Annotated in this window: 21 protein-coding genes; all 21 read right to left on the reverse strand. The window is 53.6% G+C overall.

Features of this window, described 5'->3' with window-relative positions:
- Window position 1 precedes the first annotated feature (1 nt).
- Window positions 2-1,420, reverse strand: coding sequence for a ubiquitin-activating E1 FCCH domain-containing protein (locus tag OGW44_RS03760; protein ID WP_185654560.1), 1,419 nt, complete (start codon window positions 1,418-1,420; stop codon window positions 2-4).
- Window positions 1,417-1,749 carry a hypothetical protein gene (locus OGW44_RS03765; protein ID WP_185654559.1) on the reverse strand — a complete coding sequence of 111 codons (333 nt, stop codon included), beginning with the start codon at window positions 1,747-1,749 and terminating at the stop codon, window positions 1,417-1,419. The genes OGW44_RS03760 and OGW44_RS03765 overlap by 4 nt, the downstream gene beginning before the upstream one ends.
- Entirely contained in the window at window positions 1,746-2,462 is a 717-nt protein-coding gene (locus OGW44_RS03770) for a hypothetical protein (RefSeq protein WP_185654558.1), read from the reverse strand. Before OGW44_RS03770 ends, OGW44_RS03765 begins: the two co-directional genes overlap by 4 nt.
- Window positions 2,459-3,478: a hypothetical protein gene (locus OGW44_RS03775; protein ID WP_185654557.1), complete on the reverse strand. Its 1,020-nt coding sequence runs from the start codon at window positions 3,476-3,478 to the stop codon at window positions 2,459-2,461. The genes OGW44_RS03770 and OGW44_RS03775 overlap by 4 nt, the downstream gene beginning before the upstream one ends.
- Window positions 3,478-3,753: a hypothetical protein gene (locus OGW44_RS03780; protein ID WP_185654556.1), complete on the reverse strand. Its 276-nt coding sequence runs from the start codon at window positions 3,751-3,753 to the stop codon at window positions 3,478-3,480. Before OGW44_RS03780 ends, OGW44_RS03775 begins: the two co-directional genes overlap by 1 nt.
- Window positions 3,750-4,466: a hypothetical protein gene (locus OGW44_RS03785; protein ID WP_185654555.1), complete on the reverse strand. Its 717-nt coding sequence runs from the start codon at window positions 4,464-4,466 to the stop codon at window positions 3,750-3,752. The genes OGW44_RS03780 and OGW44_RS03785 overlap by 4 nt, the downstream gene beginning before the upstream one ends.
- A complete protein-coding gene (locus OGW44_RS03790) occupies window positions 4,466-6,286 on the reverse strand; it encodes a hypothetical protein (protein WP_185654554.1) in 1,821 nt (606 codons plus the stop codon). The genes OGW44_RS03785 and OGW44_RS03790 overlap by 1 nt, the downstream gene beginning before the upstream one ends.
- Window positions 6,287-6,409: 123 nt before the next feature.
- A complete protein-coding gene (locus OGW44_RS03795; protein ID WP_185654553.1) occupies window positions 6,410-7,021 on the reverse strand; it encodes a hypothetical protein in 612 nt (203 codons plus the stop codon).
- Window positions 7,022-7,023: 2 nt separating this feature from the next.
- Window positions 7,024-7,461 carry a hypothetical protein gene (locus OGW44_RS03800; protein ID WP_185654552.1) on the reverse strand — a complete coding sequence of 146 codons (438 nt, stop codon included), beginning with the start codon at window positions 7,459-7,461 and terminating at the stop codon, window positions 7,024-7,026.
- Window positions 7,462-7,464: 3 nt separating this feature from the next.
- Window positions 7,465-8,859, reverse strand: coding sequence for a hypothetical protein (locus OGW44_RS03805; protein WP_185654551.1), 1,395 nt, complete (start codon window positions 8,857-8,859; stop codon window positions 7,465-7,467).
- A 4-nt stretch (window positions 8,860-8,863) separates the two neighbouring features.
- The gene (locus OGW44_RS03810) at window positions 8,864-9,805 is read right to left on the reverse strand and encodes a hypothetical protein (protein WP_185654550.1); all 942 of its coding nucleotides are present in this window, start codon (window positions 9,803-9,805) and stop codon (window positions 8,864-8,866) included.
- Complete coding sequence (locus OGW44_RS03815) at window positions 9,789-10,223, reverse strand: hypothetical protein (protein ID WP_032656020.1); 435 nt, start codon at window positions 10,221-10,223, stop codon at window positions 9,789-9,791. Before OGW44_RS03815 ends, OGW44_RS03810 begins: the two co-directional genes overlap by 17 nt.
- A complete protein-coding gene (locus OGW44_RS03820) occupies window positions 10,220-10,648 on the reverse strand; it encodes a hypothetical protein (RefSeq protein WP_185654549.1) in 429 nt (142 codons plus the stop codon). Before OGW44_RS03820 ends, OGW44_RS03815 begins: the two co-directional genes overlap by 4 nt.
- Window positions 10,645-11,127: a hypothetical protein gene (locus tag OGW44_RS03825; RefSeq protein WP_185654548.1), complete on the reverse strand. Its 483-nt coding sequence runs from the start codon at window positions 11,125-11,127 to the stop codon at window positions 10,645-10,647. Before OGW44_RS03825 ends, OGW44_RS03820 begins: the two co-directional genes overlap by 4 nt.
- 68 nt (window positions 11,128-11,195) lie before the next feature.
- The gene (locus tag OGW44_RS03830; RefSeq protein WP_185654547.1) at window positions 11,196-12,227 is read right to left on the reverse strand and encodes a DUF2184 domain-containing protein; all 1,032 of its coding nucleotides are present in this window, start codon (window positions 12,225-12,227) and stop codon (window positions 11,196-11,198) included.
- Window positions 12,228-12,243: 16 nt separating this feature from the next.
- The gene (locus tag OGW44_RS03835) at window positions 12,244-13,104 is read right to left on the reverse strand and encodes a hypothetical protein (protein WP_185654546.1); all 861 of its coding nucleotides are present in this window, start codon (window positions 13,102-13,104) and stop codon (window positions 12,244-12,246) included.
- A gap of 15 nt (window positions 13,105-13,119) precedes the next feature.
- Window positions 13,120-14,739: an NUDIX domain-containing protein gene (locus tag OGW44_RS03840; protein ID WP_185654545.1), complete on the reverse strand. Its 1,620-nt coding sequence runs from the start codon at window positions 14,737-14,739 to the stop codon at window positions 13,120-13,122.
- Window positions 14,740-14,751: 12 nt separating this feature from the next.
- The gene (locus OGW44_RS03845; protein ID WP_185654544.1) at window positions 14,752-15,576 is read right to left on the reverse strand and encodes a hypothetical protein; all 825 of its coding nucleotides are present in this window, start codon (window positions 15,574-15,576) and stop codon (window positions 14,752-14,754) included.
- Window positions 15,573-16,991, reverse strand: a complete 1,419-nt coding sequence (locus tag OGW44_RS03850) for an anti-CBASS protein Acb1 family protein (RefSeq protein WP_185654543.1) — start codon at window positions 16,989-16,991, stop codon at window positions 15,573-15,575. The genes OGW44_RS03845 and OGW44_RS03850 overlap by 4 nt, the downstream gene beginning before the upstream one ends.
- Window positions 16,992-17,002: 11 nt before the next feature.
- Window positions 17,003-18,334: a terminase large subunit domain-containing protein gene (locus tag OGW44_RS03855; RefSeq protein WP_185654542.1), complete on the reverse strand. Its 1,332-nt coding sequence runs from the start codon at window positions 18,332-18,334 to the stop codon at window positions 17,003-17,005.
- 1 nt (window position 18,335) lies between these two features.
- Complete coding sequence (locus OGW44_RS03860) at window positions 18,336-19,076, reverse strand: hypothetical protein (RefSeq protein WP_185654541.1); 741 nt, start codon at window positions 19,074-19,076, stop codon at window positions 18,336-18,338.
- Window positions 19,077-19,086 lie beyond the last annotated feature (10 nt).

The following is a 19,086-nucleotide window of genomic DNA, read 5'->3' on the forward strand; positions in this document are numbered from 1 at the left end:
ATTAAACTCCGTCTACAATGACCCCGTCAGATGCGATAAACCAGTAGCTGTAAGGATCTCCACTGATAATATTGGTCCCGGCATCCACGTTCGTGATAACGCCATTCACAGTAACAATAACGTTCAGAGTAGATATCAGACTCATGTCCAGCGTGCTGTTTACTGACTGAAGGAAAACATCCTTAACGTTATTGATGTTCATCGGCTTCCCAGCGAATATCCCGTTCACATAGTTGATAACCGGTTGCGACACCAGCGAGGCGATAGTCGCGTCAGTCAGATAGTTTGCGCTTTCCGTGGCCCATTCAAACTTTATCGTTACCAATTGCTGCAACGGTATGACGAATGGAATCACATAATTATCCGGCCAGTCATTTATCGTTACTGTGTTATTCCTCAGATTCGGCGTGACTATACCCCCACCTGTCCATGTACCTGATGAATCGGTGTTGATGCCTATAGAGAAAGTGTGAGGGCCCAACACAGTAATGGTCAGCGGAACGTTATTAATTCCGCTCATACCGGTAACTCCTGTGATGTTAATAACCTGCCCTGAGCTGAATCCATGAGTGATATCGGTCGTGACAACTCCAGGATTTGCGTTAGTGATGCCTGTAATATTCAGATCAGTGCCTTTTAATCTGCTGATGTCACCTGCAGATTTGTAAATTGCACCGGCCATTTCATAGATATCACCGCCGCCACACATCACAATCCATGCATTACCGCTCTGAACCACAGAAACCAGCCGGGCATGAACATTGCTCAGGTCAGTAAGCTTCTGACGGATAAATCCAGGATACCCCTGAACGGTGGACATCTGACCTTCCCAGACACGCTCGCGAAACTCGTAGTTTGTTTCAGGTGTGCCACCAGGCGTACCGGCTACAGGGTTTGTACAGGTCATGGTAATGTCCGAGGGAAGACTGGTAAGTATCTGGTTAACTGATCCTACGGGAACAGCCCACGAACCCGTATTCGTTGCAATAGCTGTTACCATTGAACTGACACCTGAAGAAAGGACCACTGTCGCATCGGCGATCTGGTAGGTGTACGTTCCGTCGCTGACCAGAAAACCCTGGGGGATTACGAATCCCGCAGGTCCCGAGAACGTCACCGGAACGGTAGTCGACCCATCGGTTTTTTGCTCGCTAATTCCTGACTGCTGCGCCAGGAGGTTCAGCATGTACTTATTCGCTTTCAGCGGACCTACGGAGTTGATGAGGTCGACGCGGATTTGATCTGCAATAAGCAGCGCGCCAACGTCGGTACCTACGATATCCTCAATCAATGAACCAGGAAGATCTGTCGTGATACCCGGTGATAACTCAGTTGCTCTTGAAACAAGATCGGCGCGAAGCTCTTCTGATGTTTTCGGCACGGGACCGGCTGCGTCATAGCTAACGGACAAATCACTCATACGTTCACCGTTGTGATAATTTTTGAACCGGCGTTCGTTATCGCCGAAATGTTGTATACGGGTGGGTCATCGCTCACCAGGGCGATCTGCAGAGATGAGAAATACTGGCTAAATTGCCGTTGAAGCCTGTCAACATAGTAGGTTGGAAGTACCTGCTGAATGACGGAGCTCTGCGCCGGAATGCCATTATTTGCAAAAAATGGTGATTCCTGAGGTGCCAACTTCAGATTCTGGATCAGCGTAGTCAGGTAAATTGAATCGTTGAAGCCATTTTCATCCGGAACCACCAAGACCCAATTACCATTTTCGTCTCTTCCGTAGGTTCTCATTGCGTGATATTCCCGTTGAAAGTGGTAGTTGGAGAGCCAGTGTTTGAACCGCCATTACCGTTTGAATGCTGGTGAGTATTCAGCCATGCAACCAGGGACTCCCATCCGGAATGCATGATCGCTGGACTGGTGCTAGCTGTTGAGTCCTGCAGATTGCCAGCATCTCCAGTGATGCTCCACATGCCCTGTGTAAGGGTTAGGACGGTGCTTCCGACTGTGACCTTAAACTGATCCATGGCAGCGATTGTTACGCTGGCAGGCGTTAACATAAACGTCGTGTTACTTCCCTGGTCACGGATAGTCACGCCCTCAGGACCGTAGATAGTGACAACGTTCCCGTCTACGGCTTCCCATTCGGTGTTGCTTATCGGTAGGTATACCAGAGCGCTCAGGTTCGCAGGTGGCGTGAGGTCGGCAATGCCGCCACCCTGCCCGCTGACGCCGCCGAGATAGGTGTCAGCAGGGATGACAATGCCTTTATCACCTGGCTGCATCGGATAGCGGATGTACTGTGGTCCGAAAAGCGGAATGGTGACATTCGGGAAAACGTATGGCGTGTCATGCAGCTCGAAAGCCACCGTGACCATATTGCCTTTCTGCTCAACAATGCTGGCTGGAAGTATCTTCCCAGCTGCCTGGAACGCCTCATTAAACTTCTGCTCAGCGAACCTGTTCATGTTCCGCCCGAAATTTAGCTTCTGGTCAACACTCATTTTGTCTTAACCGCCTCCGCCGGGTATGCCTCAATCACAGTGATCCACGCTTCAGCTGTTGGCTGCCTGCTGTTACCAAGTAACCTCACCGATTGCACGACAAATTCACCGTTAAATGCCGAGTCGTCACGAAACTGGGAGTAAGAAGACGCCTGAATCATAGGCCTGGCCTTTTCTGGCATCAGGATGTGGTCGCCAGTCTGCAGATCTGCGCGCATAACGCAGATGACGCTGACGACGCCAAAACTGATCCATGTTGGCTGACCGACGAGGTCATTGAAATTTATCTGGATAGGATTTTTGCTTCTTTCCGTCGCGCCGGTTTTTGAACTCTGATCCGGGTGATTGGCGTAGTCGTTATCCCACACCCGGATTTCATTGCCATTTACCACGGCGATTTCCACCCCCGTGTAGCCCGGGTCTTTGATGCGCGATAATGAAAACGCCCTCAGGTTTTTTGCCAGATCAGCGAGGGATCCGCAAAACATTGGGCGATCGTAATTCAGCGTCAGCCTGTCGCTGATGCTTATGTTCGGTGTAAATCCCCCCATCGTCATGACACATTGTGTCAGCGCAGAGGAAAGTTTCTGCCCCATCGACCATGGCATGGTTAACTGAAGAGGAACCATCTGACCACGGGTGGTGGCATTAACCGGACCCGCAACAATGATGAAGTCCAGTCGCAGCTCTGTGCCCTGCCAGTTGCCGAACACCTGAAAAATGGTTCCCTCTATGGCAAGTTTTTTATCCCATACTCCCGCCAATGGCAGACCTTTAGACATCCCGGCAAAGATCTGAATTCTCTTACCGTAGAGATTCTGCCTGGCCTGCTGCATGTCTTTTGGCCCAATCCCCCAGACTGTAAGATGGGTTTCCCCTGCTGGCGTTGATTCGCCAAAGCGCATAATGTCGAATTCCACCATCAGCGCGCCTGGGTTATAGACTCCGTTCTTCAGGCTGGAGTATTGCTGGATTAAGGTATCGCCATCAAAAATGTTAATTTCGTAATAGCGCATCAGCTCGTTACCTCAATCTGCCCGTTTTTTTCACGCCAGATCATGGTTGTAGATGTGAATACCCCATTCAGGAGGTTTATACCTTTTGAAGATGATGAACCAACAACAGCGGTGTTCAGCACCGAGTTCCCGGCGCTGTTAGTTATCAGCAAATACCAGCGCTGAGCGGCGATGTTCCATTTCATCTGGCAGGTGTAGACCGTTCCGTCTAGAACTGGTGAGAACGTCATACTTTTACTCTCAAGCCCGGTAAACGGGTAATTGACGGTGCTCATATGCCAAATACCCCCTGCAGCTTGCCAATTACCCCCGTAATCGCCTCAGTAACTGATCCGCCAAGCGATGTGTTACCGAGTGCGCTGACGGTGTTTGTCCATGCGCTGCTATTGTTTTTGTCGCCTCCGTCAATTTTGCTGAGGAAGCTGTTTACTACCTGGTCAGCAGCGGTTTCAGTAATCAGTGGCTGTTCGAAATCCCAGATCCAAGACCGCTGAGGTAGCGGATCGTTGCCGGATGAGTTGTCCTTAACCGTTTTCAGGATACAGTTGTTGTAGATGATTGATGGCGTGGCCACGATGTAAGTTCCGCCCAGGTTGGCATGCGCCTGAAGCACCGCCTGCAGAGAACTTAGCGTTACCAGTTTAGTCATGGCACCAGTATTCTCGTTCACTGGTGCATCCATCATCAGGCTTACCCTCAGAGGCTGGGAAAGAAGCGCGTTGGCCGCAACAGTCTGGTTAGCAAATGGATAACGAGCTATGTCGTAGTCAACCATCGTTGCGCCCTGAACAGGCCGCCAGTGACAGAAATATTTGTCCAGATCGGTAAGGTTGATTGCCCCGCCGATCAGTCCGGTAACAAAGCTGGCGCTCTGGGTGAGCGCCACTATGGGCAGCATGCCGCCGGGTATAGACTCCGCAACTCCATTGCAGAGGATAACCGGGGATATTTCAAACCCGAGCCGGTAGAGTTCGCGAGTAAATGCCATTATCCAGTCACTCCAAGCTGTGATGATGAAACGATGGCATTGCCGCCTGTGTTGTTGAATATCTGGATAACAGCGCCCTCGCTAACCCGGTTTCCAGCTCCCTCTTTCGCTGACATAGCGGAAATGAGTTTTGCCAGAATCGCAGGGTCGTTGAGATTCAACTTATCGTTAGCGCCAAGCCCGGTCGTTTTGACGACGTGGCGAATGTACTCCACCGTATCGTTCTCGTTAGACGGAGCCCATTTTTTCGCTATATCGCTGACGGTATTGATACCGCGGGTGCCATAAATTTGCAGTTGCTTCGCCGACGCCAGTACGCCCTCATCGAGCGTAGGGAAAACGGCAAATTTTCCGCTCTGAGTGTTGTGTGTGCCGTACCCATCTGCCCATCGTAGGTTGGTCGGGTTATTGAAACGGTCGGCGATCGTCCTGCCTTTCGCAGAGACATCAGCAGGGGTTGGGTCTACAGGCTTAATATCGCCACTGGAGAAGAAGCGCTTAACACCCTTCAACCATCCCCAAACCCGTGGGTCATCTTCAGAGCCAGGCGTGTAGTTCTGCCCGGTCTTAGGGTCTGTGACTTTCTTGTCGCTCAGTATTGATGATCCGGAAGTCACATCCGATACGGAGATGTCAGTTTTACCCACAACCCAGTCGTAAACCTTCCCAATGAGGGACCCAAGCTTTTCAATGCCAGCCATGAAGCTGTCAACGTCCTTGGTGAACTCGGGAGACGCCAGGTAATTTCCGAAGCGCTCTATGCCTCCAGCCAGCCCGTCAATCCACTTACCCAGTTCTGGAGACTGCAGTACCGTATCAATGGCACCGGCCAGCGCGTCAGAAAGCTTGCTCAGTTGCGGGGCTAGAGGTCCAAGACCTCGTACAAATGTATTTCTTATGCTCTGACTACTGTAATCGAGCTGTACGTTGAAATCCTGCCACTGTCGAGCCTGCTGATCGGTGATTTGAAGTAACCTTGCATCCTTTTGCGCCCGCCGTTCCATAGCATCGATTTCTTCATCGCTCATGTTTTTAAAACGATTCAGGTCATCCAGACTGAAGAAGTTCGTTAGGCCATAAGCGTTTGCCCCCTGTAGGGTGCTCCCGTTTTTGACAAAGATATCTCGAGCATTCCGAATCAACTGCGGCAGGAGTTTAGCTGGGTCCTGGTCTGGGTTATTGATCCCCATAGCCTGAAACTGCCAGCGCTTAGACAGATCCATCTGGCTGTCGCGAATGGCACCAAGCGTCCCAGTCGGGTTGCCGAGTGCCTTCTGGTAGTTAATGGCTGTAGAGTCAAGTTCACCAATGCTTGTCCCGATCCCGAGGGATGTGAATCGCTGAGAACCGGTTGTGGCTGCCAGTCGGTTAATGCCGAATAGCCCACCGACCCCCAACACTCCAGTGAACAGGCCGACAATACCGCCCCATGAGAGCAGGCTTACTGTCGCGTCCTTGATATGGCCAGCCAGTGATTTTGCGTCCTTCTTCGCGTCACTAAAAAACCCCTTTGATGATCGGGTTTTCTTGTTGAAGTCATCCTGACTTTTATTCGCCCTATCCAGACTGTCAGTGAGCCGTTCCAGTCCACTATTTATCGACAGAATCGCGTTTGCCCCCTCAGAAAATGCCTTAGCCAGAAGGTCGCCCTCTGTTTTCGCTTTCGCCGTCTCTTTGGTGGCATCCGTGGTGCCCTGCACCAGTCCTCGCCATGCTTCAGGGAGTTCCTCAAGTGCGGCCTGATATTCCTTAAACTTCTCCATAAACGCGACAAACTTGTCGTCATTTACGTCAATATCGACAATAGACTTAGCCACCATTGAAGGAACCCCTGTCTTTTAGCGCGGAAATGATGTAACGCTGGCGGTACTGCGCCGGGCTGGCGAATTCTTCGCCGGTGATTTCCCTTATCACCCGCCAGAATCCCTCATTCGACGCCCAGTCTAAGAGGGTATATATGACGTTTCCGGCTGGGCATTCTGGGTCTGGGTATCGGTAGGCGGATTCGACGTCTGCAATGAATCTCGGAACGCCGTAACGCTTAATGATTTGAGTTGCCCACCGAACATATCGAGCACAGTTCCCACTGTCGGCGCGATCAGATGTGACTTCTGAATGGCAGAGGTAACCATAAAAAAAACCACTTCGCCCTCTACTTCGCGATATTCATCGGGAGAGATAATCCCCTGCTTCATCGCGGCGTCGAATGATGTCGTTTTCCAAATACCGCCGTCATTCCAGACCACTGAAGTAAGGCGCTGGATCTCGTCAACGATGGTTGGAGTCTGCTGAACCTGCTGGGATTGCTGGTCTGGATGGTTAGTCTCGTCCCTTAACTCCTGCTCGCGCTTGAGCTTTTTACGGAGCATCATCGCAGCGACCCGCGCCGCGCCCAGTCCTCCGACCTGAGAGATAAAGTTGGTGAAAAGATTGCCCAGCAGCAGGCAATGCTCTTCAACCACTTCATACGGGAATGGAGTCACATGCAGATACACGATTGACCCATCTTCCCGAGTGATGTTTGTTACCAGGTTGAGCTTTTTGTCAATTTTCACAATCAGATCCACATGTTGTCGTTAGCCAGGATATAACCGCTGATAGTCACCACATACCCGGCATCCATGCCGGTAAACGGCAGTTCGTTGAAGTTGACCAGATAAGCGTTAAGCACGGTGAAATTGCTCAGCGTGTTCGCATCAGGGGTGATAACCACCTCCCCAAGCGACGTATTGGTGGCGAAACGGTTTTTGTAGCTGTCACTAAGTCCCTGGGTACGGAGCAGATGAACGGTGACGGTCACCTGCTGATATGGAGCCTGACTGCCAACGGTTCCGGTCATCGTCGGGATGATATCCGTTGCTGCGTCATCAGGACGAATGCTGATCCCGTCCTTGCCAAGATAAGAGGCGGTGATGTTCAGCGCAGGCACGTCAGTTACCGATACCGCTCCGCGTACACGATTGAGGAATCCCTGCGGTACTAATGGGTTTGCCATTTTTTACGCCCCTACAAAGTTGGTTACGTTCACGTTAAACGTGATGGATTCGAATCCGCGGCGCGGTGTCATTACGGCGCTCAGACCATTGTATTTGCCAGCGGCATAGTCTGACGGATTCAGGCTGGTGTAATTCGAGAACGGAACGGCGTTGATGACAGCATTACCGGCATACGTTCCTTTCTCGTACTCAGTGTTGAAGTCTTCCTGAGTCAGGCCAGTACCAATCACACGTCCGAGGATCAGTCCGTAACTGACTCCGTTGCGCAGCGTTTTAAGGGCCCGGCGTTGCAGACGGTCGATGCCGTTCTGCTCGTAGTACAGCGGGTTAACAGTGGTGTTGGATCCATTGATAACCTCGTTAGCCAGATCTAGCTCAAGGTTGATCGCAGTCCAGGCCACTGCATACCAGTAGTTAAACGGATTACCATCCAGCATATGTCCAGCCACCAGCATTTTGTTGCTCAGCCCACCTTCTGCAGCGGTTCCGACGTAGTTGATGCTGTTATCCTGTAGTGTCTTCAGCAATGTGCCATTGCCTTCTACCGGGTACTCGGTTACGCCGTAGCCAAAGCGGTACGCCATCGGCGGCACCATGTTTGACGATCCAGGGTCGTTTGCCAGAGAGGACTGGAACGGGAACGCCATGGAAAACTCACCTGCAGGGATATTTGTCGACTCCACACCTGCAATCACAGATTTGTTTTTGGTGGCGACCCACGCCGGGTAAGTGGCTATCGTAGTGGTAACGAAGAAATAAACCAGTGACGCCGGGCTGGTATACAGGCCCGTCAGGGTCTTGAACGTCGGCTCACCGTCCCATTCGCGCGGCACCAGGTACGAGAAGAATTTCTGGTAGGTGTTTCCCAGAGAGATATCTTCATCGATGAAGTCTGACAGCGCGGCTACAGCATCAGCAACGGACACATCACCCAACTCCAGGACATATACCGCACGGGTCGTTCCCTGGGACCAGAACGTGGTGTTCATTTCGATGATTTCGTTTGCTGCCACGGATTTAACTGAACCCATGACTGTTGCCGTTCCCGGGTCTGTTGCCAGCGGATAAGTGAAGGCGGTAGATGTGGTCACGGTGGCTGTTACGGCGCGGTTATATGCTGATGGGGTAACGCCAGAGACAACCAGTGGGATAGTGTCGCCAATGTTCCATCCATGAGCTGCTGAAAGGGTCACGGTAACAACACCAGTTGTCCAAGTAATCGTTGAAATGGTCTTGGCTGATGAGGTGATATCCTTCAGATCATCTTTAGTCGTCAGTAGTTGATACTCACCTGCCGCCAGGGTTGTTCCGCCCATGGAGATCATCGCGCCGGATTTGAGCAGTTGAGAGGGCTTCGGTGGATTAGTCACCGAGACGTTAATGTTAACAATTGCCATTTATTTATTTCTCCGGGTAAATGGACGGAATCGCTGACGTGATCAGCTTGCGCGCGACGTTCCGCATGCGCTGCTGGTAATAGTTGACTTTGAACTTAATGGTTTTTCTCATGGCAATGATATTCAGCTCGTTCTGCGTGACGCGCTCGTCCTGAACTACCGGGATATTCATCACGCCCATTTCCGAGTCATCGCCGAGCGTGTACTGCTGTACGTACCTCAGGAAATCCTCAACCCCGGCATTGCGCAGGCCAGTGATGGAGATCGTCACATCCTCAGAAACCAGCTGATACTGATTCTGCTGCTCATCGAGGTAAAAGCTCCCGGCGATCGGCGCGGTGTTGCTGCACTTCACCGTTGCATACGGCGGTGACAGGTTCTGCGTCGACAGCATGGCCGGGAACATTGGCATGTACTGATTCAGCGTCAGCCATACCGGCAATGAGCTTGAAACCACCACATCAGACAGGTCGATATCGTTGGCAGAGTTGATGATCTGCGATCGCATGTAGGGGAATATTGCCTCCCCTGTGTAGTGGTAGAGATTGGCCGGTTCGTTCAGTCCGGTGCGCCGGGAGAAAGAAAACTGGAGGCCAAAGAACTCGCCGATATACAGGACGTCAGATCCGATATCGTTGAACGGGTCGATATCCGCCTGAGCGGTAAACGTCACGACGTTCCGGTCGTAAAGTTGCTCATCGTCCTGGATGGTTTCGGTCGTCAGGTGCAGATAGCCCTTAACGTCTACCGTATCCGGCTCGCTGCTTGGGTCGTCCGACAGTACAGAAGCCTTCACCCAGAAGACGAAACCATCGAGGGGTAGCACCTTGCGTATATACTTCGTGAACGTGACCGCCTGAAAGCGGCTCAGGTCGTCAAGCCCCTGCGTCAGCGTGGCGTTAAGCTCTGTTTTTGCAGTTTGCTGCAACTCATCCAGGGAAGGCATTTAGCACCCCGCTCACCCATGCGCGCATCGCGGCCTGATAGGTTCCGGTATCAATGAATGACGGCCGCGGTGGGCCTTTTTTGTTCTTGAATCGCCGGGATATACCGTCCAGCGCGCGGCGCGTAGGAACGCCCGGTAATCCGTTCATTTCTGTGTTGTCGAGGAAGGCGACAAACAGGTCATGAATCCGGGACATCGACTCTGCCAGAGGGTCTTTGGCTGGCGGTGCTCCGGCCATCATATTCTCAAGCGACGCGGCCATATCGTTCGCCATCAGGTCAGCAATGTCATTGCTGTACCTGTCGAAAAACGTCTGCATGATCTGGTACTTTTCCTCCAGATACTCGGCGACGTCTCCGGTCGTGGTGTTTTCGTCCTCATACGGGACATCAATCACCCCAAGATGGAAGGTGATCATGACAGCCCCCACAGGCTGCCGAACTGCTGGGCAATCATCAGGTACCGGCGTCCCCACGGGTCCTGCAGCATCTGCAGGTCAGCCAGCGACAGATCTTTGAAGAAGTCCGGCACCAGGCGCTGAGCGCTGGTTGAGTTATCCCCGGCACCAGTAATTACGCCAGCCTTGAAATTATTCAGGCCATACTCTTTCCTGAACTCGGAGAATACCGATTCGGTACCGTAGTTGACCAGGAAAGACGCGCCCAGGTTGTACACGGCAACGGTGTACAGATTCGGCGTGACGCACGCGATATCAGGGTTTACCCACTCAACCGCGCCGCCATATGCAAGGGTGAAAGATGGCGAGTCGTCGGGAACCTGCGCGGCGGTAACGCCCATGTCAGTTCGAACGAATTCGATAAATCCCGACAGGCTCGTTGTCATTTTTTCTTACTCCCGGATTTCTCAGTTACGATTTTTTCGTTAACCGTTTGGGTGTCTTCATTGTCTTCGCGGCCTTTGGCCTGCTCAGCGCTGACTTCCATCTCACCGGAATATCCGGTGCCACTTTCACGCAGAGAGCTATCAAGAGCTGCTACAGATGCCTGGCGGCGACCGTGTGCACCACGAGTAAGGTGAATATCGTTATCACGAATTGCCTTTTCGATTACCGACGACGGAACAGGTTTGTTCAGGCTGTAGCACAGGCCGACAAACGCCTGGCTCTGATCAATTCTCGTTGAGTCAACCAGCCCGTAAACCTGGTGATGCTGAACAACTGCATCAACTTCTTCAGTTGAACCATCCAGAACCATCATTTGTTCGCCGTGGTTAATAGGGAACTGAACAAGTCGGCCGGTCTCAAGCTTGCGGTAGGCAAAAATCTGGCGCTGTTTGGTGGTGTTAGCGATATAGAGTTTCATTGGTTACCCTCGTAAAAAATCCCCTGCTGAGTTTCCCCGGCAGAGGCTTAACCACTTCAAAGAATGGATCAGGCGCTGTACGCCATGGACAGGATGGTGATTGCTTCCGGACGAACGGCCCAGCCTGCGGTAGAACGCATTTCGGACAGAACATCGATGGCACCACCAGCGATCGGCGTCGGAATCTCACGCGGCGCGGCCATGTCGGTAAACATCAGCGCGTTCGCGGCAAGAGACGGGGTCAGCTTGGCAAATTCGTTGGTGTTCACAGTCGAGTTGACCATTGGCACTTCGACCTCAGGGATGGTGATCACCACCGCGTCGGCACCGCCAGCGCCAGCTCCGATCAGGGTATCGTCATACACCCAGTCAACCTGGACGTTTGCGCCTTTCAGCACTTCTTTCACAGTGCCTCCGACGGTGTCAGTACCACCACCAGGGCGCTGGTAAGAAGTCAGCTGAACGATCTGCTGAATCTCCATGGCACCGAGGACGCGCTGCGGCCCCAGGATAACAACACGCTGCTGGCGGCCCAGCTGCATGGTGCGGGTCAGTGCGGCCTGTACGTGGCCAAGCAGATATACCGCCATCTGGCCGTGATCATAGGTCAGCACAGTGGTGTTGCCGTTGCTGTCCGGTGGCAGGGACTCGGTAGTCGCGCCAGCGGTGTTCAACAGGCCTTCACCGCCAGCAGGGTTCATTCCGTACAGCAGGGCAGAACGCAGCTGTTGGAAAATACCCTGACGCATGCCCAGACGCTGAGCTTCAGGCAGTGCAAAGTTCCAGTTACCGGCAGCAGCCATGTCATGGTGATCGTAGATACCACGGCAGCGGAACAAGTAGGTTGGGGTGGAAATCATCTTCGCATCCAGCGCAACGCTCGGCAGCTGGTTACCGTTACCGGACTGGCTGGAAGTAGTCTGGGTGCGAATGTCCAGGCGACGCATGTAGACGTACTGGTCTCCTACGCCGAGACGGACTTGCGGGTTACCGCTGGCGATGGTTTCAAACGCACCTGACGCCTGCTGGTAACCAATGATCATCTCCGGCGCGATGTACGACGGATTGACGATGGTGTAGCTGGGGGTAATTGCAGCCATTTAATTCAGCTCCCGATTAAAGTAAGACCAGCGCGCAGCTGTCGGTGTTGTTCCAGGTCAGGAAGCCCGTCGCGCTGTCATAGCTGACAGTCTTGGAGTTGCCTGATTCGATGGCGAGCACTTTTACCGGCAGCGTGATGTCGGAAAGCGTAACTGCGCCGATGGTGCCCTGCGTGGTTGCAGCGCCGCCTGGTGCAGTTGCCGGTGCATAGGTGAATGTTGTTGCGTTCACGACTGACAGCACGACCACAGTGCCGTTGTACGCTGCAGGAGCGACGCCACTGATTTTCACGTATTGACCAGCTGTCAGGCCATGAGCTGAAGCGGTTACTGCTGTCGCCACGCCATTGGCATAGGTCACCGCGGTTGTCGCGATATCTGAGCCAGCGAAACCTGCCGCCGCCGCGGTGGTGATCTGATTGTTCACGAAATCCCAGGCCAGCGGCGTTTTCACTGAAGCACCATTGGTGCCCAGCGCAACAACCTGCGCAGAGGCTTTCAGCGGCACGCGCATGTTAGAGCCCAGGCGGTAGTACGAAACGCTCATGTCGGAGGCGTATAGCGGGACCGGCGACTGCGGAGTGGTCAGGCCGTTGTGAGCCTGATTGAAGACGGTGAAGCCTTCCAGTTCAGCAACAGACACAGCGCGACGGATGAATGACCCGCGCGGGCTTGAACTGGTACCAGGCAGAAGCTCAGCAACCGGCAGACCTCCCCAGAGAGGTTTGGTTTCCGTTGCCGCCACAGTGCCCGCCGCCAGGTTAAAGCGGTTGGCCGGGTCATCGAGCGCCACGCCCTGAATATAACCGTCGGACTGCACACCGAAGGAGCCCAGCGCATTCGTGGTTGCCATCGGGTTAAGAGATAAAGTAGCCATGCTTGAGAGCTCCCGTTAAGCCTGGTTGTTGAAACTGGTGACCTGACGCTTGCCGGACTGGAACGGAGCCCAGGTGGCAGCAGGATCGCCTTCAAAGGTGCTAATCTGGCGACCAGTAGCATCAGCGCGCTTAATTTCGCGCAGCATACCAGGACCAACCGACAGACTTGCTGATTTCTGCGCATCGGCGTAGATCTGTTTTTCTGCCACATTCAGCAGCGCGGAATCTGCGATAGATGACAGGTCGACAGACTTGAAGTCAGGCGAATGCTCCTGAAGCTGGATCATCAGGCGGCGGCGGTACGACAGCGGCTTTTCACCGGACAACGGCACAGGAGCACGTTTGCCAAAGCATGAGAAAACGCTGTCAGCCTTCACCTGTGCGTCGGCGACTTCGTTGCGCTCTTCATCGCTCAGCTCGGTTGGGATGCGGGAGCGCAGGTCGGCGATCTGCTGACGCAGTTCAGAATCAGCCTTTTCTTTCGCCATACGTTCCGCCTCTTCCGCGTCGGCCTTCTCTTTTTCCTCGGCGCCTGCTTTTTCTTTCGCGGCTTTCTCTTCCGCGTCAGCTTTGGCTTTCGCCTCTTCGGCCTCTTTTTCCTCAGCATCAGCCTTTTCTTTCTTAGCTGCTTCTTCGGCATCGGCCTTGGCTTTCAGGTCTGCTTCTTCTGAGTCAGCCTTAGCCATGCGTGCGTCAATCGCCTTATTGATTAGCGCTACGATTTTTTCCTCGTCCATTATTTCAGCCTCATTTGGAATGGAATCAGATTTAACACCAGTAGGGGCAAGGAGCTTGTCCCATACGCCCTGTTCACAAATTGCAACGTGGTCGAGCAGTACCGGGGAACCTTCCACCAATAGAGGCTGACCGTCGATTTTGATGATTGAGTCCTGCATTTCGCTGTACGTGACGGTTGGCGATGTACTCAGCTGCCTGGTCGCCATGATTTCGGCGGCCTCAGCGTCGTACACCCGGGCAATGGCCCAGACCTCGCCATTATCGGCAACCCAACTGTTCGTCAGGGTGCCGATAACACGCTTCGCAAATTCATCGCTATCGAGCTTGTTTTTCTCCGGGTGCAGCCAGATAAGCGGTACACCGGCAACTCGCTGGAGAAACTCTGGGGTGAGATAGTCGTCCGGGTTACGGAAGGCCATCTGTTGATCTGCGGAGCGCCAGGTAACCCCTGTCCCGGTCACCCGGATGGCGAACATCCACATGTTGATAAAGAATTGCGGGCTGCTTAGCGTCCCGTCAGCGATGAGCGCGGCCACTTCGGTTTCATTTAGCGCCTGCTGCGCCAGCATCTCAGCGAATGGCTGATGAAGCGGTTTTGGCAGATCGTCAACGTGGAACCATCCGGCTGCCAGCGATTCGTCGTTAAGCTTCGCCTCGAACCTCTCCGGCACTTCGGCGCGAAACGTCAGATAATCGCCGTAAACGCTGTGCGGAGTCAGTTGGCCATCGTACTGATAACCCACCTCTTCCATCACTTCTCGGCGCGCAGCGTCAATAGCCAGTTCACCCGGTTCGACCGTGCCACCGGGCTGACACCACGTGCCATCATCTGAGCGCTGGATCAGGAAGACGAACTTACCCTGACGGAACATTATCCCGCTGCCAAAAATAGCCACGTTGTAATGCTCCTATGCTGCTTTCTTCATAGACTCCATGAACTTCTGCCCCTTCTGGGTCAGCATGTATTCTGGAATACTGCGGAGGTTGTAGATGTAGGTCACATAGCAATCGCAGAAGACCTCTTCACCTGGCTGGGTAATCCCGTCGAGGTAACCGGCTGGACCGGCCTTCACGTACCCGTTTTTTTGCGCCCAGTTACCGCGAATGAGGTAATAAAGCTGGTCACGTTCTTTGTGGTCCTCGCGATAGTTGTAACCAGGTCTGCGCCAGTGACTGTGCCATATCGCTGCAATCGCGTTGTTGCTGGTTGCGATCACGTTGTCGATGTTGGCTATCAGTTTGTGGTTCTGGTCGATCATCACCCGGCGCGCTTCATAGTCCACCTTCTCGGCGGACTTCTGAATGTGCGCTGCTGTCTCCCGCATCGTTCCCTGAATGCCGGTCAGCGCAATGCTGTCGGCAGAGGGTATGCTGCTGGCCCAGCCGCTAAACCGCGACAGTGTGGTGTCGATGGCTTTTTTGCGGTTGAGCTGGATTAGGTCGGCGCTGGCGAGGATCCGCCTGTCCAGTTCCGTCCGCAGCTTCGGCTCAAGATAGTTGAGCGTAAACCTGGATATGCCCTGGTGGCGCTTCAGTGCGCCAGCGCGCCCAACCTGCAGGTCGTATGCTTTCGTCAGGTTGCGAGTGACCATCTCCATGTAGTCATCGGATGTTTCGCTTTCGGCAGCCTGGCGGATAATCGCCTGCCAGCGCTCCAGCTCTTCACGGGACGAATAGCCGTTGCGGAGAAAGAACTTCACCGCATCTCTCACTGTCCTGGTGAAAGTGTTCATAGCATCATCCCGCCGCCAGGCGCTTCAGCTTTCGGCGGCTCAGGTGGAGGGTTGTCCTTCAGCGAGTCGTAATCGAGGTTAAGCCGCTGAGGGAATAGGTTCTCGTTGGCGTTGGCGTTTTCACACGCCCACTCGATAAGCGTCGCGCGGTTTTCCGGGTCCGCTGTGAGCTGAGGCAGCACCACTTCCAACATGCTGACGATCGCCTTAAAGCGCGTCTCGTCGACTTTCACCTTCTCGCTTTCCGGCTCTTTCAGAGAGGAAGGCCAGCGATATTCGAAGTTGTTTATCCAGCTCGCGAAATACACGCTGTAGGTGTTTTTCAGCTCCGGGAAGTCGGCGCGAAGAGACTGGAAAAACTCAATGCTCCATGCTCGGTACTGGCACACACGGATGAAGAACGCATAAAGCTGATCCAGCCACTCACGGATGTTGTCGATGTACACCGCGACGGCGCGGGCATCTTCAGTTCCCTCACCAAATCCCTGGGCGAATGTCTCAGAGTTGAGGATGATCGCTGGCATGTCGGCGGCGGCGGCAATGTTCTCCAGGATGTGCTTACGCGCAGAGTCGAGAGGCTTTTCCAGGTTGCTCAGATCGATTGACTCGATACCATCCTGCGGTCCAATCTGCAGGACCTCACCAGTTTTACCTCGCTTCAGCAGCATGCGCTTGAATCCACCCAGCGCCTGCATAACTTTGTTAACAACCGCGCCAGCGCCTGCAATTTTGGTAATTAGCAGTCCGCCTTTAACCGCAACCATGTCATCAGTGCGCATGGTCTGAATGAAGGATTTCAGCGGGAAAAGCGCACGCTGATACACACTGCGGCCGGTGAACCCGAACGCTGCAGGGTTGTAAGCTAGATAAATAGGATCCTCGTTCTGCACGACGACACAGCGCGATTTGTGATACGGCTTGCCAGCCACCCGGATGCCGTCGACTTTCTGGAAGTCCTGGGCGTTCGGGTCCTGATTCAACACGATGCTGCCCGCGGTGTTCATCGGGTCCAGGATGTTAAAGCTGACGCTGTGCTTGTACAGCGTGCGGTAGTCCAGCGATTCATTCGGCTCCTGGTTATCCACCAGCATGGCAATCGCAGAGACACCGTAAATTCGGGCGATGCGCGCGGCATTGGCGATGTGCTGGTTAGCGCCCATCGCTTTCCATTCGCGCTCGAATGCGTCACGCAGGCGCTGCTCAAGACCATAGGACTGTGCAACATGCACGGTGCGCGGCTCGTTCATCGCCATTTTAATCGGGCGATCTACCATCTTGCCGCCCAGGGGGTGGAAAAGATAAATCGTCTTGCAGGCCTGATACCCAGCCGAGGAGCCTGGCTGAATATCGTCGCTGTCCAGCAATGCCATCAACTCTGGAGAGCAGCTGCCGATTTCGAAATCGTCTTCGTTCATTGGTTCTCTCGTCAGATTGCGTCGCCGCTGCCGAAGGCGATGATCAGCCCGTAGGTGTAATCATCGAGCAGGTCATCGGCGCGCTTATGGGCTTTCTTGTCGGCAAGGTGGAATCGGGAAACCTGCTTGTGCAGATGGTTTGCTGTTTCGCCCTTGAAGACGGCTGTCTTCTCGTAAGCGTGTCTGGATATTTTCGCCAGGCCGCGGTAGTGGTAACCGGAGGCCATAATGGCGCGCTCGTCCTTGCCTTTGCTGGTCAGGGCGGATTCAATTTTATTGACCGGCCATCCCAGACTTTCGCCTTTCTGAAGGAGGATGCTGCCCATGCTGGCGTCTTCAATGAAAACACCCAGGCTACCGTTAACAGCTACGCACTGGCCTGAAAGCGCGTTAAGCCGCTCAAATACAGACGGCATCCATGTTTCAAGAAGCGCACCGTCAATCTGAACTACATCCCAGTCGAGAATGGTCAGGCGCTGCCTGCCGGGTCTGGTGTCCACGGCATAAAACACAACAGCAGTGCCGTCATGTTCAGTCCCGCCCTTAACCGCCGTATCAAGAACAGCGAATACCGCTTCACATGTTTCAGGGTAATCGACAGGCTGATCCTGATTTTCACCCTCAAACCATTTGCGGACGTCGAACAGCGAAGCAGCGGACCAGTCCACGAATTCAGCCATAAACTCCTGGCGAAACACGCGCGGATCGTTGTTCTCGCGCTCCTTTTCCAGTTCTTCCGGCGGAACGAACGGGTTTGATGACGTTGGTGCGTGATGCTCAACGAAACCCAGCGATTTGTTGTTGCAGATAGCGTAAAAGAAGTTTTCTTCGTCCACACCGTCGGGGGTTGAAAAGACGTAGGCACGCCCTCTCGTTGTCAGCAGCGTCGGCTTAATCGACTTGGGCCATATCTCTTTCAACATCTCAGGCGATTTGGTGAATGCCGCTTCGTCGATCAGGATGATTTCGTATTCACGACCACGGCCAGCCAGTTTGTTGTCGTTGGTTACCCAGAAGTCGATTTTCCCGCCATTCTTTAGCAACAGGCGCTTTTCCTGTCGGCTGAAACTCTTTTTTAGCGGGAGTAGGGTTTCTTCCAGCTTGTCGTAAATCTCCTGGTACTGACGGTATTCAGCGGTGAAGATACCAACCCGCCCGCCGAGCAGGACATCCATACCTGGGCGCTTAAACTGTGCGGTGGCGTAGGTTACAGCCGCACTGGAAAGCATGAAGGTTTTACCCCAGCGGCGACCACACCGCACCGCATGAAGCTGATCATCCCACGAATCAGACCAGACCTTTAACTGCCCGTCATGGAGCGTTGGGAGGTAAATATCAGCCATGTCATCTTCCCGGTATTGGCAGCGTGTTATGGACGACTATTGCGTTATCGCTGTCGCCATCACGCATAACGTCGATTTCCATCTCCACTTTTTCAGTGGCAGCCTCACGGTATGCAGCATCGACCTGCATCTTGGCGATCGAGCCTTTCGTATACTCCAGAGACTCTATTCGCGCCGTGTTGCGGTGCATGGCCTTTTCAGCGGCGGAAATTAGCGAGTGTAAATCTTTCGCTTTATCATCAGTGGCCAGTTCCAGCTCTTCCCGCCAGCGACCAATATTCTCTGCCGCCGTGAGGTTTGCAGCTCTCAACCAGAACAGCTCATCGTCGAGGGTCAGCGCCTGGGCGTCTTCAGTGACTGCGTCAGATAGCAGCATCCGGCGACCGTATCCACCGTGCTTGAGGGCATACTGATTGCCAGGCTGGAATGGCTTTATAGGTGGAGCGTGGCGGGAGCCTCGAATAGGTTTCGCGCCTGGGGAAATCTCACCATCCTGCGAATCGCATTCTTCTGGCTTGGCCTTGTTATGCTCACGTTGCGATTTATTAGGCTTCTGCGAATTCGCACTTTTTTTCGCATTTCCTTTCTGCGAATTCGCACCGTAATTCGTAACCTTGATATAGCGCTTCGCACTTGAGTAATTCAGTCCCTGCGCTTCGCACCAGTCTCTTGGGGAAATGCCGGTTTTGGCATGCTCGGACAGGAACCGTTTTTGGAGGTCTCCCCAGTCCGGTTTTGCCATGTTGAATCAC

The organism is Citrobacter sp. Cb023 (assembly GCF_030336805.1).
GTDB lineage: Bacteria > Pseudomonadota > Gammaproteobacteria > Enterobacterales > Enterobacteriaceae > Citrobacter > Citrobacter braakii.

What these genes read in the sequence shown, in the direction of transcription:
- OGW44_RS03760 (WP_185654560.1), bottom strand. Translation starts at nt 1,420, where the DNA reads ATGAGTGATTTGTCCGTTAGCTATGACGCAGCCGGTCCCGTGCCGAAA.
- OGW44_RS03765 (WP_185654559.1), bottom strand. Translation starts at nt 1,749, where the DNA reads ATGAGAACCTACGGAAGAGACGAAAATGGTAATTGGGTCTTGGTGGTT.
- OGW44_RS03770 (WP_185654558.1), bottom strand. Translation starts at nt 2,462, where the DNA reads ATGAGTGTTGACCAGAAGCTAAATTTCGGGCGGAACATGAACAGGTTC.
- OGW44_RS03775 (WP_185654557.1), bottom strand. Translation starts at nt 3,478, where the DNA reads ATGCGCTATTACGAAATTAACATTTTTGATGGCGATACCTTAATCCAG.
- OGW44_RS03780 (WP_185654556.1), bottom strand. Translation starts at nt 3,753, where the DNA reads ATGAGCACCGTCAATTACCCGTTTACCGGGCTTGAGAGTAAAAGTATG.
- OGW44_RS03785 (WP_185654555.1), bottom strand. Translation starts at nt 4,466, where the DNA reads ATGGCATTTACTCGCGAACTCTACCGGCTCGGGTTTGAAATATCCCCG.
- OGW44_RS03790 (WP_185654554.1), bottom strand. Translation starts at nt 6,286, where the DNA reads ATGGTGGCTAAGTCTATTGTCGATATTGACGTAAATGACGACAAGTTT.
- OGW44_RS03800 (WP_185654552.1), bottom strand. Translation starts at nt 7,461, where the DNA reads ATGGCAAACCCATTAGTACCGCAGGGATTCCTCAATCGTGTACGCGGA.
- OGW44_RS03805 (WP_185654551.1), bottom strand. Translation starts at nt 8,859, where the DNA reads ATGGCAATTGTTAACATTAACGTCTCGGTGACTAATCCACCGAAGCCC.
- OGW44_RS03810 (WP_185654550.1), bottom strand. Translation starts at nt 9,805, where the DNA reads ATGCCTTCCCTGGATGAGTTGCAGCAAACTGCAAAAACAGAGCTTAAC.
- OGW44_RS03815 (WP_032656020.1), bottom strand. Translation starts at nt 10,223, where the DNA reads ATGATCACCTTCCATCTTGGGGTGATTGATGTCCCGTATGAGGACGAA.
- OGW44_RS03820 (WP_185654549.1), bottom strand. Translation starts at nt 10,648, where the DNA reads ATGACAACGAGCCTGTCGGGATTTATCGAATTCGTTCGAACTGACATG.
- OGW44_RS03825 (WP_185654548.1), bottom strand. Translation starts at nt 11,127, where the DNA reads ATGAAACTCTATATCGCTAACACCACCAAACAGCGCCAGATTTTTGCC.
- OGW44_RS03830 (WP_185654547.1), bottom strand. Translation starts at nt 12,227, where the DNA reads ATGGCTGCAATTACCCCCAGCTACACCATCGTCAATCCGTCGTACATC.
- OGW44_RS03835 (WP_185654546.1), bottom strand. Translation starts at nt 13,104, where the DNA reads ATGGCTACTTTATCTCTTAACCCGATGGCAACCACGAATGCGCTGGGC.
- OGW44_RS03845 (WP_185654544.1), bottom strand. Translation starts at nt 15,576, where the DNA reads ATGAACACTTTCACCAGGACAGTGAGAGATGCGGTGAAGTTCTTTCTC.
- OGW44_RS03850 (WP_185654543.1), bottom strand. Translation starts at nt 16,991, where the DNA reads ATGAACGAAGACGATTTCGAAATCGGCAGCTGCTCTCCAGAGTTGATG.
- OGW44_RS03855 (WP_185654542.1), bottom strand. Translation starts at nt 18,334, where the DNA reads ATGGCTGATATTTACCTCCCAACGCTCCATGACGGGCAGTTAAAGGTC.
- OGW44_RS03860 (WP_185654541.1), bottom strand. Translation starts at nt 19,076, where the DNA reads ATGGCAAAACCGGACTGGGGAGACCTCCAAAAACGGTTCCTGTCCGAG.